General features: G+C 54.3%; 12 protein-coding genes. 6 read left to right on the top strand and 6 right to left on the bottom strand.

Annotated features, from left to right (window positions below):
* The first annotated feature begins 7 nt into the window (after window positions 1-7).
* From hpf to npr, 4 genes are all read left to right on the top strand, one after another.
* Window positions 8-295 carry a ribosome hibernation promoting factor gene (gene hpf / locus C813_RS25455; protein ID WP_017457320.1) on the top strand — a complete coding sequence of 96 codons (288 nt, stop codon included), beginning with the start codon at window positions 8-10 and terminating at the stop codon, window positions 293-295.
* An 81-nt stretch (window positions 296-376) separates the two neighbouring features.
* On the top strand, window positions 377-868 hold the full coding sequence (ptsN, locus tag C813_RS25450; protein WP_017457319.1) for a PTS IIA-like nitrogen regulatory protein PtsN: 492 nt from the start codon (window positions 377-379) through the stop codon (window positions 866-868).
* A gap of 45 nt (window positions 869-913) precedes the next feature.
* On the top strand, window positions 914-1,768 hold the full coding sequence (gene rapZ / locus C813_RS25445) for an RNase adapter RapZ (protein WP_017457318.1): 855 nt from the start codon (window positions 914-916) through the stop codon (window positions 1,766-1,768).
* Window positions 1,765-2,037 carry a PTS phosphocarrier protein NPr gene (gene npr / locus C813_RS25440; protein WP_007369893.1) on the top strand — a complete coding sequence of 91 codons (273 nt, stop codon included), beginning with the start codon at window positions 1,765-1,767 and terminating at the stop codon, window positions 2,035-2,037. Before rapZ ends, npr begins: the two co-directional genes overlap by 4 nt.
* Before the next feature lies 1 nt (window position 2,038).
* Here the strand turns inward: npr and mtgA are convergent, their stop codons facing one another.
* From mtgA to C813_RS25420, 4 genes are all read right to left on the bottom strand, one after another.
* Entirely contained in the window at window positions 2,039-2,770 is a 732-nt protein-coding gene (gene mtgA / locus C813_RS25435) for a monofunctional biosynthetic peptidoglycan transglycosylase (protein WP_017457317.1), read from the bottom strand.
* The gene (elbB, locus tag C813_RS25430) at window positions 2,767-3,420 is read right to left on the bottom strand and encodes an isoprenoid biosynthesis glyoxalase ElbB (protein ID WP_017457316.1); all 654 of its coding nucleotides are present in this window, start codon (window positions 3,418-3,420) and stop codon (window positions 2,767-2,769) included. The genes mtgA and elbB overlap by 4 nt, the downstream gene beginning before the upstream one ends.
* Before the next feature lie 230 nt (window positions 3,421-3,650).
* The gene (gene arcB / locus C813_RS25425; protein WP_017457315.1) at window positions 3,651-5,987 is read right to left on the bottom strand and encodes an aerobic respiration two-component sensor histidine kinase ArcB; all 2,337 of its coding nucleotides are present in this window, start codon (window positions 5,985-5,987) and stop codon (window positions 3,651-3,653) included.
* A gap of 101 nt (window positions 5,988-6,088) precedes the next feature.
* Window positions 6,089-7,015: a TIGR01212 family radical SAM protein gene (locus tag C813_RS25420; protein WP_017457314.1), complete on the bottom strand. Its 927-nt coding sequence runs from the start codon at window positions 7,013-7,015 to the stop codon at window positions 6,089-6,091.
* Between the two features lie 670 nt (window positions 7,016-7,685).
* On the opposite strand from C813_RS25420, the gene gltB reads away from it, so the two are divergent.
* Entirely contained in the window at window positions 7,686-12,146 is a 4,461-nt protein-coding gene (gltB, locus tag C813_RS25415; RefSeq protein ID WP_017457313.1) for a glutamate synthase large subunit, read from the top strand.
* A gap of 9 nt (window positions 12,147-12,155) precedes the next feature.
* Window positions 12,156-13,574, top strand: coding sequence for a glutamate synthase small subunit (locus C813_RS25410; protein WP_017457312.1), 1,419 nt, complete (start codon window positions 12,156-12,158; stop codon window positions 13,572-13,574).
* Window positions 13,575-13,670: 96 nt separating this feature from the next.
* On the opposite strand, the gene sspB is transcribed toward C813_RS25410, so the two are convergent.
* Window positions 13,671-14,174 carry a ClpXP protease specificity-enhancing factor gene (gene sspB / locus C813_RS25405; RefSeq protein ID WP_017457311.1) on the bottom strand — a complete coding sequence of 168 codons (504 nt, stop codon included), beginning with the start codon at window positions 14,172-14,174 and terminating at the stop codon, window positions 13,671-13,673.
* Between the two features lie 4 nt (window positions 14,175-14,178).
* Window positions 14,179-14,817, bottom strand: a complete 639-nt coding sequence (gene sspA / locus C813_RS25400; protein WP_017457310.1) for a stringent starvation protein SspA — start codon at window positions 14,815-14,817, stop codon at window positions 14,179-14,181.
* Between the last annotated feature and the right edge of the window lie 300 nt (window positions 14,818-15,117).

Here is a 15,117-nt window from a genome sequence, read left to right as displayed (position 1 = left end):
AGACACTATGCAGCTTAACATCACAGGACAAAACGTCGAGATCACTGATGCTCTGCGTGAATTTGTGACCACGAAATTCGCCAAGCTCGAACAGTATTTCGAAAGGATTAATCAGGTCTATATTGTGTTGAAAGTGGAGAAAGTGACTCACACCTCGGATGCGACGCTCCATGTCAATGGCGGCGAGTTGCATGCCAGTGCGGAAGGGCAGGATATGTATGCTGCTATCGACGGTTTGATCGATAAACTGGCGCGGCAGCTCACGAAGCATAAAGATAAACTGAAACAACACTAATTGTCCGAGCGTCCGTCTGGCGCGTTGCACCCTACCGTAACCCGGTAGGGTGACTGGCTCTGGCGTCGCTCAGGTGAAATTATGATGAATAACGATTCCGCTCTTCAATTGAGCAATGTCCTTAACCAGGAATGTACCCGTAGCGGCGTTCACTGCCAGAGTAAAAAACGTGCTCTGGAAATCATCAGTGAACTGGCGGCAAAACAGTTAGGCTTACCGCCACAAGTCGTCTTTGAAGCGATTCTTACGCGCGAGAAAATGGGCAGCACCGGCATTGGAAACGGTATCGCCATTCCTCACGGTAAGCTTGAAGAAGACACGCTTCGCGCCGTTGGCGTTTTTGTGCAACTCGAAACGCCCATTGCCTTCGACGCTATCGATAATCAGCCTGTCGATCTGCTGTTTGCCCTATTGGTGCCAGCGGATCAAACCAAAACGCATCTGCATACGCTCTCGCTGGTCGCAAAAAGGCTGGCGGACAAAACCATCTGCCGGCGCCTGCGCAGCGCGCAAAGTGATGAAGAGCTATATCAAATCATCACGCAGACGGAAGGTGAAAGCGACGATGCGTAACGGGAAGGAAACCTTTTTATCAGTCGTACTGAGGAGAAATGGTTCATGGTCCTGATGATCGTCAGTGGTCGTTCGGGTTCAGGGAAATCCGTCGCTCTGCGCGCCCTTGAAGATATGGGTTTTTATTGCGTCGACAACCTGCCTGTTGTGCTGCTGCCGGAGCTGGCGCAGACGCTTGCCGAGCGTCAGACTTCCGCAGCCGTCAGTATCGATGTGCGAAATATGCCGGAGTCGCCGGAAATTTTTGAACAGGCGATGAGCAATCTGCCGGACGCCTTTTCACCGCAGTTATTGTTTCTCGATGCCGATCGCAACACGCTGATCCGTCGTTACAGCGATACACGCCGCCTGCATCCGCTTTCCAGCAAAAATCTGTCGCTTGAAAGCGCGATTGACGAAGAGAGCAACTTGCTGGAACCGCTGCGTTCACGCGCAGATCTGATTGTCGATACCTCGGAAATGTCGGTGCATGAGCTGGCAGAAATGCTGCGTACGCGCCTGTTAGGTAAGCGCGAACGCGAACTGACCATGGTTTTCGAATCCTTCGGTTTCAAGCACGGCATTCCTATCGATGCGGATTACGTCTTTGACGTTCGTTTCCTGCCGAACCCGCACTGGGATCCTAAATTGCGCCCGATGACCGGCCTCGATAAACCCGTCGCGGCATTCCTCGACAGACATACGGAAGTGCACAATTTTATCTATCAGACGCGTAGTTATCTTGAGTTGTGGCTACCGATGCTGGAGACCAACAACCGTAGTTATCTGACCGTGGCCATCGGTTGTACCGGTGGTAAACATCGCTCCGTCTATGTCGCTGAACAACTGGCGGATTATTTCCGCTCGCGCGGTAAGAACGTTCAATCCCGTCACCGTACGCTGGAAAAACGCAAAACATGACCGTAAAACAAACCGTTGAGATCACCAATAAGCTGGGAATGCATGCGCGCCCGGCCATGAAACTGTTTGAACTGGTTCAGGGCTTCGATGCGGAAGTGCTGCTGCGCAATGATGAAGGCACCGAAGCCGAAGCCAGCAGCGTGATTGCGCTGCTGATGCTCGATTCTGCAAAAGGTCGACAAATTGAAGTGGAGGCCAGCGGCCCGCAGGAAGAAGAAGCGCTGGCGGCTGTGATTGCGCTGTTTAACGCCGGGTTTGATGAAGATTAATTCAGTACAGCTTGTTGCGCTCCAGGAACGCTTCCCCGCCTAGCTGCCGCATCTGGCGCAGGATCCATGCCTGACGGCTACGGACATAGCCAGATGGCGCGGCGGCCTGAAAACGGATCGGGTTTGGCAATACGGCGGCCAGTAGCGCCGCTTCCGACATGGTTAAGCGGCTCGCCGGTTTATGGAAATAGCGCTGCGATGCTTCCTCGACGCCGAACACTCCATCGCCAAATTCCGCAATATTAAGATAAACCGTCAGGATCCGCCGCTTGGTCCACACCGCTTCCATCCCAAGCGTCAGCCCGGCTTCCAGCCCTTTACGCACCCAGCTTTTTCCATCCCATAGCAGCAGGTTTTTCACCGTCTGCTGTGAAATCGTCGACGCACCGCGAATACGATTCTCATGGCGCTCGTTATGCGAGAGCGCTTTCTCAATGGCGCTAAAATCCAGCCCCCAGTGATCGGGAAAACGCTGATCTTCAGCGGCCACCACCGCCAGCGCCATCCACGGAGAAATATCATCCATACCGACCCAGTCGGAATGCGCGACATAGCCAAAGTCACCACTAAACCACGCGCCCAGTTGGCGTTCCACCATCACGGCGGAAAAAGGCACCGGCAGGAAACTGAACAGCACAATGCCGCCACCCCAGAAGAGCGCCAGTACGCACAACACCCGCAGAGCAATGCGCTTTAAGGTGGCTTTCAGCGGGCCGCGAAACCACTTCCTCATTCGGCCAGCACCAGCACGCGCGCTACCAGCTTTTCAATACCGGAGGCGGCCTGCGCGATGTCCTCCGCCAGCATATAAGCCGGCGTCGTCACCACTTTGTGCTCTTCGTCGACAACAATATCGTTGACCGGGCACGGCACATGCTCGGCACCCATCTCTTCCAGCACTTCGGCGGTATCAATATCCGTGCCGATTGTCAGGCGTAGGGGAAAATCGAAAATTTTCGGCAACATCGCTGGTGCGATGCACATAAAACCGAGCGGTTTACCTGCTTCGTGCATCTCCAGTGCCAGCATTTTCAGGCTGCTGTCAACGTTGCATTCACTGCCGAGGCTGGCAAAATCACTGAGGTTTTTTGCCGCGCCAAAACCACCGGGAACAATCAGCGCATCCAGATCGTTTGCAGATGCCTGCGATAACGGCTGGACATTGCCACGGGCAATACGGGCGGATTCAATCAGTACATTACGTCGCTCAGCCAGCGTTTCGCCCGTCAAATGGTTTACCACATCGCTTTGCCATTTATCGGGAGCGAAACAGACCGCCTGCGCACCATGACGGGCAATTGCTAGCAGCGTAATCACCGCTTCATGAATCTCCGAACCGTCATATACCCCTGCGCCGCTGAGAATCACGCCGACTTTTTTCATTTTGCTCATCCTTTATGCAACGTACTGACGATAATTAAAAATTTTGATAAGGGAGCCTTGCTTCACACATTTCACTGATTGATGTAACAAATCATTTAAGATTTGCTATCTTATGTGCGTGTGGTCGAATTTTTTCAGGCTACGCCCTTGCAAAAAAACAACTCAATTACGGCGCAGCCACGATTTCCCTGGTGTTGGCGCAGTATTCGCGCACCCCGGTTAATCCGGGGTCATTTTTTTCCAGCGTCCGCCACCCAGACTTTTAATACCGCCACATCGTTGCGCCACTCCTGCTTCATCTCTTCCACCCAGTCGCCGACGTTATCCCACCACGCAGGAAGATCGGGAGACTGAATCTGTTGACCAAGCTGTTGCAAATGACGCAGCCCGACAGAACCCGCAGCGCCTTTAATTTTATGGCCCTCTTCCACAATCCCTTTTTGGTCGCGCGCGGTCAGGTTTGATTCAAGCACGCTCAAATAGCCCGGCATCATTTTTTCAAACACATCCAGCCCGTCGGTAATTAATTTCGGCCCGACCAGCTCGATATATTGCTCAAGCATGGCGGTATCAAGCAGCGTTTGTACTTTACTGTTGTCCATAGTTGTCACGGGTTCCTCCTCACTTTCACTCGCATCCCAGAACTTTTTAATCATGGCAGTTAATGCCGGGACTGCCAGCGGTTTGCTTAATACATCATCCATGCCCGCATCGAGGTATTCCTGTTTGTCTTTCAGCACGTTGGCGGTAAGCGCCACCAGCGGCGGTAAATCCTCACGCGCGTAACGGCGGGTCAACTCTCGCGAAATATCCAGCCCGGTCATATCCGGCAACTGAATATCCAGCAACACCAAATCGTATTCACCCGGCGTGAACATCTCCAGCGCGGCAGTGCCGGTCATGGCGACATCCACGCTGCTGCCCAGTTTTTCCAGCACCGAGCGCGCGACAATCACGTTCAGCTCGATATCTTCCACCAGCAGCACATGTAACGCCGGAAGCGGCATATCATCATCTTCAAACGCGTCTTCAACTTCTTCCGCCACCGCCGGAGCGTGAATGGTCAAGGTAAATATCGAACCCGCCCCTGGCTCACTGCTGACGGTAATGTCGCCGCCCATGTTCTTCGCCAGACGGCGCGAAACGGCCAGGCCAATGCCAGTTCCTGTCGCCGGTTTACCGCCGTGGCTATCTTTCACCTGGTAATACATGGCGAAAATTTTATCCTGCTCATCGCGGGGAATACCGATCCCGGAATCCTGCACTTCAAAGTGCAGCATATCGCCTTCGTCATAACGCACGCGCACCACGACCTGCCCTTCACGGGTAAATTTGACGGCGTTGCTGATAAGGTTCCACAGGATCTGGCGCAAACGCGTACCGTCCGTAACCACCTGATGCGGCAGCGGCAATGTTGGATCAAGAACAAAGCGCAACCCTTTCTGGTGCGCCTGCAGGGCGGAGAGGTTTTCCAGATCGGCCAGGAAACTGGTGAAATCAAGCGGTTGATTATCCAGTTGGACTTTGCGCCGCTCCATCTTATCCATGTCGATAATATCGTTGAAAATATTGCCGAGCGTTACGGCGGAGACATGGATCGTCTTCAGGTATTTTTCCTGCTCTTGCGTTAAATCGGTATCCAGCAGAATACGGCTTAATCCAACAATACCATTCAGCGGCGTACGCAGCTCATGGCTGATGGTGGAAATAAAGGTGGTCTTATCCCGGCTGGCGCGCTCCAGCGCGTCCTGGTAGCGTTTACGCTCGGTGATATCGCGACCAAAGCCCATCAACCCGTGGCGTTTACCGACGCGATCGTAATACGGGACTTTGCGGATCTCGAAACAGGCTTTGCGACCGTCCGGGTAATCCAGCCACTGTTCGTAGGTTAAAGAGACGTTATGACGGAAAACTTTTTCGTCGGTCTCGATCACTTTTTCTGCCGCTTCCGGCGAGTAGACGTCCTGCGGTTTGAGGTGAATAAGCTGTTTCTCGCTCTTACCGGTCAACAGTTCCATCGCCCGGTTACAACCAGAGAACTCTTTGTCTTCATTGCGATAGAACACCAGATCCGGCGAAGCGTCGAGGAAGGAACGCAGAAAAGAGGATTGCTGTTCGAGCTGGATTTGCGTCTGCTCACGCTCCTGCATCTCTATTTTGAGTTTTTCAAAGGTTTCCTGGCGCTCGGCTTCCGCTTTCTCGCGGTCGCTGATCTCCTGGTTAAGCTTGGCAATATTGTCTTTCAACTGCACATTGAGCTTCAGGTCGCGCTCGCGCATCTCTTCCAGTTTCTCGACCAGCCGCGACAAACGCTGGCGCGACTCTTCGAGTTGCTCAACCACCACCGATAAGAAATAGACCGCCCATGGCGTGATCAGCAAGCCAAAAAAGATGGAGCGGATAACATCTATGCTCTCCACTTGGCCCTGCAACACCATGGTAACGGCCATCTGCACCACGATTGCCAGCACCACTAGCGCCAAAGCAAGCAGCATGGAAAAACGCACCAGACCCAGCTTCATCATCAGGTCGACGTAATATTGCGCCAGTAAACGGATTTGCTTCATAGAGATTTCCTCAAACAATTCCGCTCAATAATACTCAATTCTGAGCAAGGCGTTGAAGCTTGTGCGAAAAATGCAGAGGTGATTAGTGTTTCGCGATGAGATTAGGCAGGTAATTGCCAGCAACGCCCCAGCGCAGAACCTTGCCCGCCCTGTTCTTTCAGGTAGCGATCCAGCTCGACCATTCCCGTCCAGCGGTTTTCACACCACAGCGGGGCAAGCAATGTTGGTCGGCGTGCGCTGGCGGAAACTCGGTGGAAAATAACCTCCGGCGGCGTATGGCGAATCATTTCGCCGGCAATCACGGTGTACTCTTCTAGTGCTATTCCATTCAGGCGCCCCGCTTCCCACGCCTTCGCCATAATGCTGCCTTTCACGATATGTAAAGGATGTAACTTGATGCCGTCGACGCCGGTCTCTACAACGCGCTGTATCGTCTCCAGGCACTCCACGTGGCGCTCGCCGGGTAATCCGACGATAAGATGAGCGCAGACTTTCAGGCCGCGTTTGCGGGCTTGCCGCGTCGTGTGTTGATAACAGACGAAGTCGTGCCCACGATTGATACGATGCAGCGTTTTATCATGTGCAGTCTGCAAACCCAGCTCCAGCCACACTTCATAACCTTGCTCGCGGTATTCGCACAACAAATCCAGCACGGCTTCCGGTACGCAGTCCGGGCGTGTTCCCACACACAAGCCGACAATATTCGCCTGGCTGACCGCCTGCTGGTACATCGCGCGCAGCACCTGCACTTCAGCCCAGGTGCTGGTGTACGCCTGGAAATAGGCGAGATAACGCCGGGCGCGGTTCACCAACTGTGCCTGGTGAGCAAGTTGTGCGGCAATGGATTGATGCTGCTGCGCTTCGTCAGCAAAAGAGGCGACATTACAGAAAGTGCAACCACCGCGACCAATAGTGCCATCGCGATTAGGGCAGCTAAAACCGCCATGTAAGGTCAGTTTATGGACTTTTTCGCCATAGCGGCGGGCAAGATCCCCACCAAACATATTGACTAATTTCTGTAACTGCATAATCTGAGAGGCCGCCCAAATAAAAGGGCGTAGCCTGCCACTTTTAGCTTTCGTCGGCGATGACCTGGATCAATCGCCCGGGAAGGCTTTTATTCATTGCATAATCAGTCAATATAATCGCAATTTCATTCACCCTAAAGACGATTACTTTTCCTTATGTCGCTGCGTTATTTTGCAGAAATACTATCACGCGTGAAAAACAGTGCGTTCATGCAACTCTGACGCGCATGGCAGAATAAAAATCTGCCATTAAAACCCCACTCAGAATAGAACATCAGAAACAGCGCTTTTACATAGTGAGTCAGATCACACTCTGCTGCCGCTTAGTAACGCGTTCATTGAATGTAAAAATCCTTAAATAACCTTACTTATCAATAAAATAAACATTGTTTAGCACATTTTTGTATAAATAAGCTCGGCATTTGACCTGTGTACGGATTCCCGATAACTTGGGAATCCGCTGGAAGCTTTCTGGATGAGCAGTCTGCTCATCATATTTATGCAGTAATTGAGATTCCCTCTTAAGCAAGTCCTCAACACTTGTGTATCGATGCGAAAAGGAAATTAAAGAGGGCGACATGCGAGGCAATTGCCCCGTCGCCATGCTCTTTTTGTGCCTGTGCGTAACGTTCTGGAGGGGCTCTCGTAGAGCCTGGGGAGGTTCACTGATATGTTGTACGATAAATCTCTTGAGAGAGATAACTGTGGTTTCGGCCTGATCGCCCACATAGAAGGCGAACCTAGCCACAAGGTAGTGCGTACCGCTATTCACGCACTGGCCCGAATGCAGCACCGCGGCGCGATTCTCGCTGACGGCAAAACCGGCGACGGTTGCGGCCTGCTGCTGCAAAAACCCGATCGTTTTTTCCGTATCGTTGCGGAAGAACGCGGCTGGCGCTTAGCCAAAAACTACGCCGTTGGTATGTTGTTCCTGAACCAGGATCCCGAAAAAGCCAGCGCGTCGCGCCGTATTGTAGAAGAAGAACTTCAACGTGAGACCCTGTCGATTGTCGGCTGGCGCGATGTGCCAACCAACGAAGGGGTACTCGGTGAAATCGCCCTCTCCTCGCTGCCTCGTATTGAGCAAATTTTTGTTAACGCCCCTGCGGGCTGGCGTCCGCGCGATATGGAGCGCCGCCTGTTTATCGCCCGTCGCCGCATCGAAAAGCGCCTGCAGGAAGATAAAGAGTTCTACGTATGTAGCCTCTCGAATCTGGTGAACATCTATAAAGGTCTGTGTATGCCGGCGGATCTGCCGCGCTTCTACCTGGACCTGGCGGATCTGCGTCTGGAATCAGCCATTTGCCTGTTCCACCAACGCTTCTCCACCAACACCGTACCGCGCTGGCCGCTGGCGCAGCCGTTCCGCTACCTGGCGCACAACGGTGAAATCAACACCATTACCGGTAACCGCCAGTGGGCGCGTGCGCGTACTTACAAATTCCAGACGCCGCTGATCCCGGATTTGCATGACGCCGCGCCATTCGTCAACGAAACCGGCTCCGACTCCAGTTCAATGGATAACATGCTCGAGCTGCTGCTGGCAGGCGGCATGGATATTGTGCGCGCCATGCGTTTGCTGGTGCCGCCAGCATGGCAGAACAACCCGGAGATGGATCCGGATCTGCGCAGCTTCTTTGACTTTAACTCCATGCATATGGAGCCGTGGGACGGCCCGGCGGGCATCGTGATGTCCGATGGGCGTTTCGCCGCGTGTAACCTCGACCGCAACGGCCTGCGCCCGGCGCGCTATGTCATCACCAAAGACAAGCTGATCACCTGCGCCTCTGAAGTGGGGATTTGGGATTACCAGCCGGATGAAGTGGTCGAAAAAGGCCGCGTTGGCCCTGGCGAACTGATGGTTATCGATACTCGCGGCGGGCGCATTCTGCACTCCGCCGAAACCGATGACGATCTGAAAAGCCGCCACCCTTACAAAGAGTGGATGGAGAAAAACGTCCGCCGCCTGGTGCCATTCGAAGATCTGCCGGATGAAGAAGTCGGCACGCGCGAAATGGACGATGACCTGCTGACAAGCTACCAGAAACAGTTTAATTACAGCTTCGAAGAGCTCGATTCAGTGATTCGTGTGCTGGGCGAAAACGGCCAGGAAGCGGTCGGCTCAATGGGCGATGACACGCCGTTTGCCGTGCTCTCCAGCCAGCCGCGCATCATTTATGACTACTTCCGCCAGCAGTTCGCGCAGGTCACCAACCCGCCTATCGACCCACTGCGTGAAGCGCACGTGATGTCGCTGGCGACCAGCATTGGCCGCGAGATGAACGTCTTCTGCGAAGCGGAAGGTCAGGCGCACCGTTTGAGCTTTAAATCGCCGATCCTGCTGTTCTCTGATTTCAAACAGCTGACGACGATGAAAGAGGAACACTACCGCGCCGATACGCTCGATATCACTTTCGATGCCACCGAAACCACGCTGGAAGAAACCATCAAAGCGCTGTGCGACAAAGCCGAGCAGATGGTGCGTAACGGCACGGTTCTGCTGGTGCTCTCTGACCGTAATATCGCCAAAAACCGTCTGCCAGTTCCGGCACCGATGGCCGTTGGCGCGATTCAGACCCGCCTGGTGGATAAGAGCCTGCGCTGCGACGCCAACATTATTGTCGAAACCGCAAGCGCCCGTGATCCGCACCACTTCGCGGTGCTGTTGGGCTTCGGCGCGACGGCAATCTACCCGTACCTGGCATATGAAACGCTGGCGAAACTGGTGGACAGTAAAGCCATCGAGAAAAATTACCGCACGGTGATGCTGAACTACCGTAACGGCATCAACAAAGGGCTGTACAAGATCATGTCCAAAATGGGCATTTCGACTATCGCCTCTTACCGCTGTTCGAAACTGTTTGAAGCCGTCGGCCTGCACGATGACGTTTCCGGTCTGTGCTTCCAGGGCGTGGTCAGCCGTATCGGCGGAGCCGGATTTGCTGACTTCCAGCAGGATCTGCTGAACCTTTCCAAACGCGCATGGCTGGCACGTAAGCCGCTGGAGCAAGGTGGTTTGCTGAAGTATGTCCACGGCGGTGAGTACCACGCGTACAACCCGGATGTGGTGCGCACGCTGCAACAAGCGGTACAAAGCGGCGAATACAGCGATTATCAGCAATACGCGAAGCTGGTGAACGAGCGCCCGGCGGCAACGCTGCGCGATTTGCTGGCGATTACGCCAAACGGCGACGCGGTGAGCCTGAAAGATGTTGAACCAGCGACGGAGCTGTTTAAACGCTTCGATACCGCGGCAATGTCCATCGGCGCACTGAGCCCGGAAGCGCACGAAGCGCTGGCGGAAGCGATGAACAGCCTCGGCGGATTCTCCAACTCCGGCGAAGGCGGCGAAGATCCGGCGCGCTACGGCACCAATAAAGTGTCGCGCATCAAACAGGTAGCCTCTGGTCGTTTCGGCGTTACGCCTGCGTACCTGGTCAACGCGGATGTTATTCAGATCAAAGTGGCTCAGGGGGCAAAACCGGGCGAAGGCGGTCAGTTACCGGGTGATAAAGTCACGCCGTACATCGCCAAACTGCGTTACTCGGTTCCTGGCGTTACACTTATTTCCCCGCCGCCGCACCACGATATTTACTCTATCGAAGATCTGGCGCAGCTGATTTTCGACCTGAAACAGGTCAACCCGAAAGCGATGATCTCCGTCAAACTGGTTTCCGAACCGGGCGTTGGCACCATCGCAACCGGCGTGGCGAAAGCCTACGCTGACCTTATCACTATCGCCGGTTATGACGGTGGTACCGGCGCAAGCCCGCTCTCTTCGGTGAAATATGCCGGCTGTCCGTGGGAGCTTGGCCTGGTTGAAACCCAACAGGCACTGGTGGCTAACGGCCTGCGTCATAAAATCCGTTTGCAGGTGGATGGCGGTCTGAAAACCGGCCAGGACATCATCAAAGCGGCGATTCTGGGTGCGGAAAGCTTTGGTTTCGGTACCGGCCCGATGGTGGCGCTGGGCTGTAAATATCTGCGAATTTGTCACCTGAACAACTGCGCGACGGGTGTTGCAACCCAGGATGAGAAGCTGCGTAAAAACCATTATCACGGTCTGCCGTTCAAAGTGACCAACTACTTTGAATTTATCGCCCGTGAAACCCGCGAGCTGATGGCGCAACTGGGCGTGAAACGTCTGGTGGATTTGATTGGCCGCACCGATCTGCTCAAAGAGCTGGATGGCTTTACCGCCAAGCAGCAAAAACTGGATCTGTCGAAACTGCTGGAGACGGCAGAACCGCATCCGGGCAAAGCGCTGTACTGCACCGAGCACAACCCGCCGTTTGATAATGGCGTGCTGAATGCCCAGTTGCTGCAACAGGCGAAACCGTTTGTCGATGAGAAGCAGAGCAAAACCTTCTGGTTCGATATTCGCAATACTGACCGTTCCGTTGGCGCGTTGTTGTCGGGTTATATCGCGCAATCACATGGCGACCAGGGGCTGGCGGCAGATCCGATCAAAGCGCACTTTAGCGGCACCGCAGGCCAGAGCTTCGGCGTCTGGAACGCTGGCGGCGTGGAGCTGTATCTGACGGGTGACGCTAACGACTACGTGGGTAAAGGTATGGCTGGCGGCTTGCTGGCGGTACGTCCACCGGTTGGTTCTGCTTTCCGCAGCCACGAAGCGAGCATTATTGGTAACACCTGCCTGTATGGCGCAACCGGCGGTCGTCTGTACGCTGCAGGCCGTGCGGGCGAGCGTTTCGCGGTCCGTAACTCTGGCGCTATCACCGTGGTGGAAGGTATCGGCGATAACGGCTGTGAATATATGACCGGCGGCATCGTCTGCGTGTTAGGTAGAACCGGCGTTAACTTTGGTGCGGGGATGACAGGCGGCTTCGCCTATGTGCTGGATGAAGATGGTGAATTCCGTAAACGCGTGAACCCGGAACTGGTGGAAGTGCTGAGCGTCGATGACCTCGCCATCCATGAAGAGCACCTGCGTGGCCTTATCACCGAGCATGTGCAGCATACCGGTTCGCAGCGCGGCGAAGAGATCCTGGCGAACTGGCCAGCTTTCTCCAGCAAATTCGCGCTGGTTAAGCCGAAGTCCAGCGATGTGAAAGCACTGTTGGGTCACCGTAGTCGTAGCGCAGCAGAGCTGCGTGTGCAGGCGCAGTAAGGGGTAGCAATGAGTCAGAACGTATACCAGTTTATCGACTTGCAGCGCGTTGATCCGCCGAAGAAAGCGCTGAAGATCCGTAAAATTGAATTTGTTGAAATCTATGAGCCGTTTTCAGAAGGCCAGGCCAAAGCACAGGCAGATCGCTGCCTCTCCTGCGGCAACCCTTACTGTGAGTGGAAATGCCCGGTGCATAACTACATCCCGAACTGGCTGAAACTGGCAAATGAGGGGCGTATTTTTGAAGCGGCTGAGCTGTCGCATCAGACCAACACCCTGCCGGAAGTGTGCGGCCGCGTTTGCCCGCAAGACCGGCTGTGTGAAGGTTCCTGTACGTTGAACGACGAGTTTGGCGCGGTAACCATCGGCAACATTGAGCGCTATATCAATGATAAAGCGTTCGAAATGGGCTGGCGCCCGGATTTGACCGGCGTGAAACAAACCGATAAACGCGTTGCGATTATCGGTGCAGGCCCGGCAGGCCTGGCCTGTGCCGATGTACTGACCCGTAACGGCGTGAAAGCGGTGGTGTTCGATCGCCACCCGGAGATCGGCGGCCTGCTGACCTTCGGTATTCCGGCCTTTAAGCTGGAAAAAGAGGTGATGATCCGCCGTCGTGAAATTTTCACCGGCATGGGTATTGAGTTCAAACTCAACACCGAAGTAGGTCGCGACGTGCAGATTGACGAGCTGCTGAAAGAGTACGATGCGGTGTTTCTGGGCGTCGGGACTTATCAGTCGATGCGCGGCGGGCTGGAAAATGAAGACGCGAACGGCGTGTTTGATGCGCTGCCGTTCCTTATCGCTAACACCAAGCAGATTATGGGGTTTGGCGAAACGCCGGAAGAACCGTATGTCAGCATGGAAGGCAAACGTGTTGTGGTGCTTGGCGGTGGCGATACCGCGATGGACTGTGTGCGTACGTCAGTGCGCCAGGGCGCGACGCACGTTATCTGTGCCTATCGCCGTGACGAAGAGAACATGCCAGGCTCGAAACGCGAAGTGAAAAACGCGCGTGAAGAAGGCGTCGAATTCCAGTTTAACGTGCAGCCGCTGGGCATTGAAATCAATGCTAACGGCAAAGTATGCGGCGTGAAGATGGCACGCACCGAAATGGGCGCGCCGGATGCGAAAGGCCGTCGCCGTGCGGAAATTGTTGCCGGTTCCGAACATGTGGTTCCGGCTGACGCTGTTGTCATGGCGTTTGGTTTCCGCCCACACAGCATGGAGTGGCTGGCAAAACACAGCGTTGAGCTGGACTCGCAGGGCCGTGTGATTGCGCCAGAAGGCAGCGAAAATGCGTTCCAGACCAGCAATCCAAAAATCTTTGCCGGCGGCGATATCGTGCGTGGCTCCGATTTGGTGGTAACGGCGATTGCCGAAGGCCGTAAGGCGGCAGACGGCATCCTGAACTACCTCGAAGTGTAATATCCATGTAGCGACCAAAAAGGAGGCTTCGGCCTCCTTTTTTATACGCATTTTAAAGGTAAAAAAAAGCAGAACCGTCAGGTTCTGCTTTCCAGGTTACTTAACCACACGCAGCGATGGACGCCCACCGCGCGGCGGCGGATCGTCATCAGGGCTGTTATCGTGATCGTCTTCGTGATCGGGTTTATCACCGTCGATAACCGACATCACCGTCTCGTTTTCCTGCGCTGAAGTATTGTCGTCATCATTCAGGCTGACGGCCTCTTCATCGTACGCGGCTTCCGGTTCAAACATCGTACCGGCGCCGTTTTCACGGGCATAAACCGCCAGCACGGCAGCCATTGGCACTTCAACCTGACGCGGAACGCCGCCGAAGCGCGCGTTGAAACGCACTTCGTCATTCGCCAGTTCCAGATTGCCAACCGCACGCGGCGCAATGTTCAACACGATCTGCCCGTCACGCGCATACTCCATCGGCACGCGTACGCCCGGCAACGTCACATCAACAACCAGATGCGGCGTAAGCTGGTTATCCAGCAGCCATTCGTAGAAGGCCCGCAGTAAATACGGACGGCGTGGAGACAGTTGTGACAAATCCATGCAATTAACCCCGGCCCAGGCGCATTTCGCGCTCGGCTTCTGTCAGAGAGGCAAGGAAGGAATCACGTTCGAAAACGCGCGTCATATACCCTTTCAGCTCTTTCGCACCGGCACCGCTCAGTTCGATACCCAGTACCGGCAGACGCCACAGCAGCGGTGCGAGGTAGCAGTCAACCAGGCTGAACTCGTCGTTCAGGAAGTAAGGTTTCTGGGTGAACAGCGGGCCAATCGCCAGAAGCTCTTCACGCAGCTGTTTACGCGCCGCGTCCGCCTGTGCGCCACTGCTGTTCTGGATGGTATTCATCAGCGAATACCAGTCCTTTTCAATACGATGCATGTACAGACGGCTCTCGCCACGTGCCACCGGGTAAACCGGCATTAACGGCGGGTGCGGGAAACGCTCGTCCAGATATTCCATAATGATGCGTGATTCCCACAGGGTGAGTTCACGATCTACAAGTGTCGGTACGCTTTGATTCGGGTTGAGGTCAATCAGATCCTGAGGAGGATTATCCTTTTCCACGTGCTCAATTTCGAAGCTGACACCTTTTTCGGCCAGCACGATACGGACCTGATGGCTATAGATGTCCACAGGACCAGAAAACAGCGTCATTACCGAACGTTTGTTGGCAGCGACAGCCATGAAAACCTCCAGGTATATATTCAGAATTTACTGCTACCGGACTTAATCGACCGGTCAGATGTTGAGTTAACTACCCGCGCGTACTGTCACTCTCGTTGTAAGGCAAACAAAAAATGAACAATCCCAGCCATTTGGGCAGAAAATTGGATGATAGTTTACCAGATTTTGCGGGCTTTGTGGTGAGGGGATTCTGGAAATGCTGAAAAAGAAGAGATAATCAATGGATTGCTGTGGATAACACGATCTTTATCCATAAAAAAACCCGGTTCGCACCGGGTTTTTTCGCCAATCGTTCTGCCG

This window comes from Kosakonia sacchari SP1, from assembly GCF_000300455.3.
Classification (GTDB): Bacteria; Pseudomonadota; Gammaproteobacteria; order Enterobacterales; family Enterobacteriaceae; genus Kosakonia; species Kosakonia sacchari.
The sequence above is the reverse complement of the archived record's forward strand: the minus strand, read 5'-3'. Positions and strand labels throughout refer to the sequence as shown.

What these genes read in the sequence shown, in the direction of transcription:
- mtgA (WP_017457317.1), bottom strand. Translation starts at nt 2,770, where the DNA reads ATGAGGAAGTGGTTTCGCGGCCCGCTGAAAGCCACCTTAAAGCGCATT.
- npr (WP_007369893.1), top strand. Translation starts at nt 1,765, where the DNA reads ATGACCGTAAAACAAACCGTTGAGATCACCAATAAGCTGGGAATGCAT.
- C813_RS25410 (WP_017457312.1), top strand. Translation starts at nt 12,156, where the DNA reads ATGAGTCAGAACGTATACCAGTTTATCGACTTGCAGCGCGTTGATCCG.
- gltB (WP_017457313.1), top strand. Translation starts at nt 7,686, where the DNA reads ATGTTGTACGATAAATCTCTTGAGAGAGATAACTGTGGTTTCGGCCTG.
- elbB (WP_017457316.1), bottom strand. Translation starts at nt 3,420, where the DNA reads ATGAAAAAAGTCGGCGTGATTCTCAGCGGCGCAGGGGTATATGACGGT.
- sspB (WP_017457311.1), bottom strand. Translation starts at nt 14,174, where the DNA reads ATGGATTTGTCACAACTGTCTCCACGCCGTCCGTATTTACTGCGGGCC.
- sspA (WP_017457310.1), bottom strand. Translation starts at nt 14,817, where the DNA reads ATGGCTGTCGCTGCCAACAAACGTTCGGTAATGACGCTGTTTTCTGGT.
- C813_RS25420 (WP_017457314.1), bottom strand. Translation starts at nt 7,015, where the DNA reads ATGCAGTTACAGAAATTAGTCAATATGTTTGGTGGGGATCTTGCCCGC.
- hpf (WP_017457320.1), top strand. Translation starts at nt 8, where the DNA reads ATGCAGCTTAACATCACAGGACAAAACGTCGAGATCACTGATGCTCTG.
- arcB (WP_017457315.1), bottom strand. Translation starts at nt 5,987, where the DNA reads ATGAAGCAAATCCGTTTACTGGCGCAATATTACGTCGACCTGATGATG.
- ptsN (WP_017457319.1), top strand. Translation starts at nt 377, where the DNA reads ATGATGAATAACGATTCCGCTCTTCAATTGAGCAATGTCCTTAACCAG.
- rapZ (WP_017457318.1), top strand. Translation starts at nt 914, where the DNA reads ATGGTCCTGATGATCGTCAGTGGTCGTTCGGGTTCAGGGAAATCCGTC.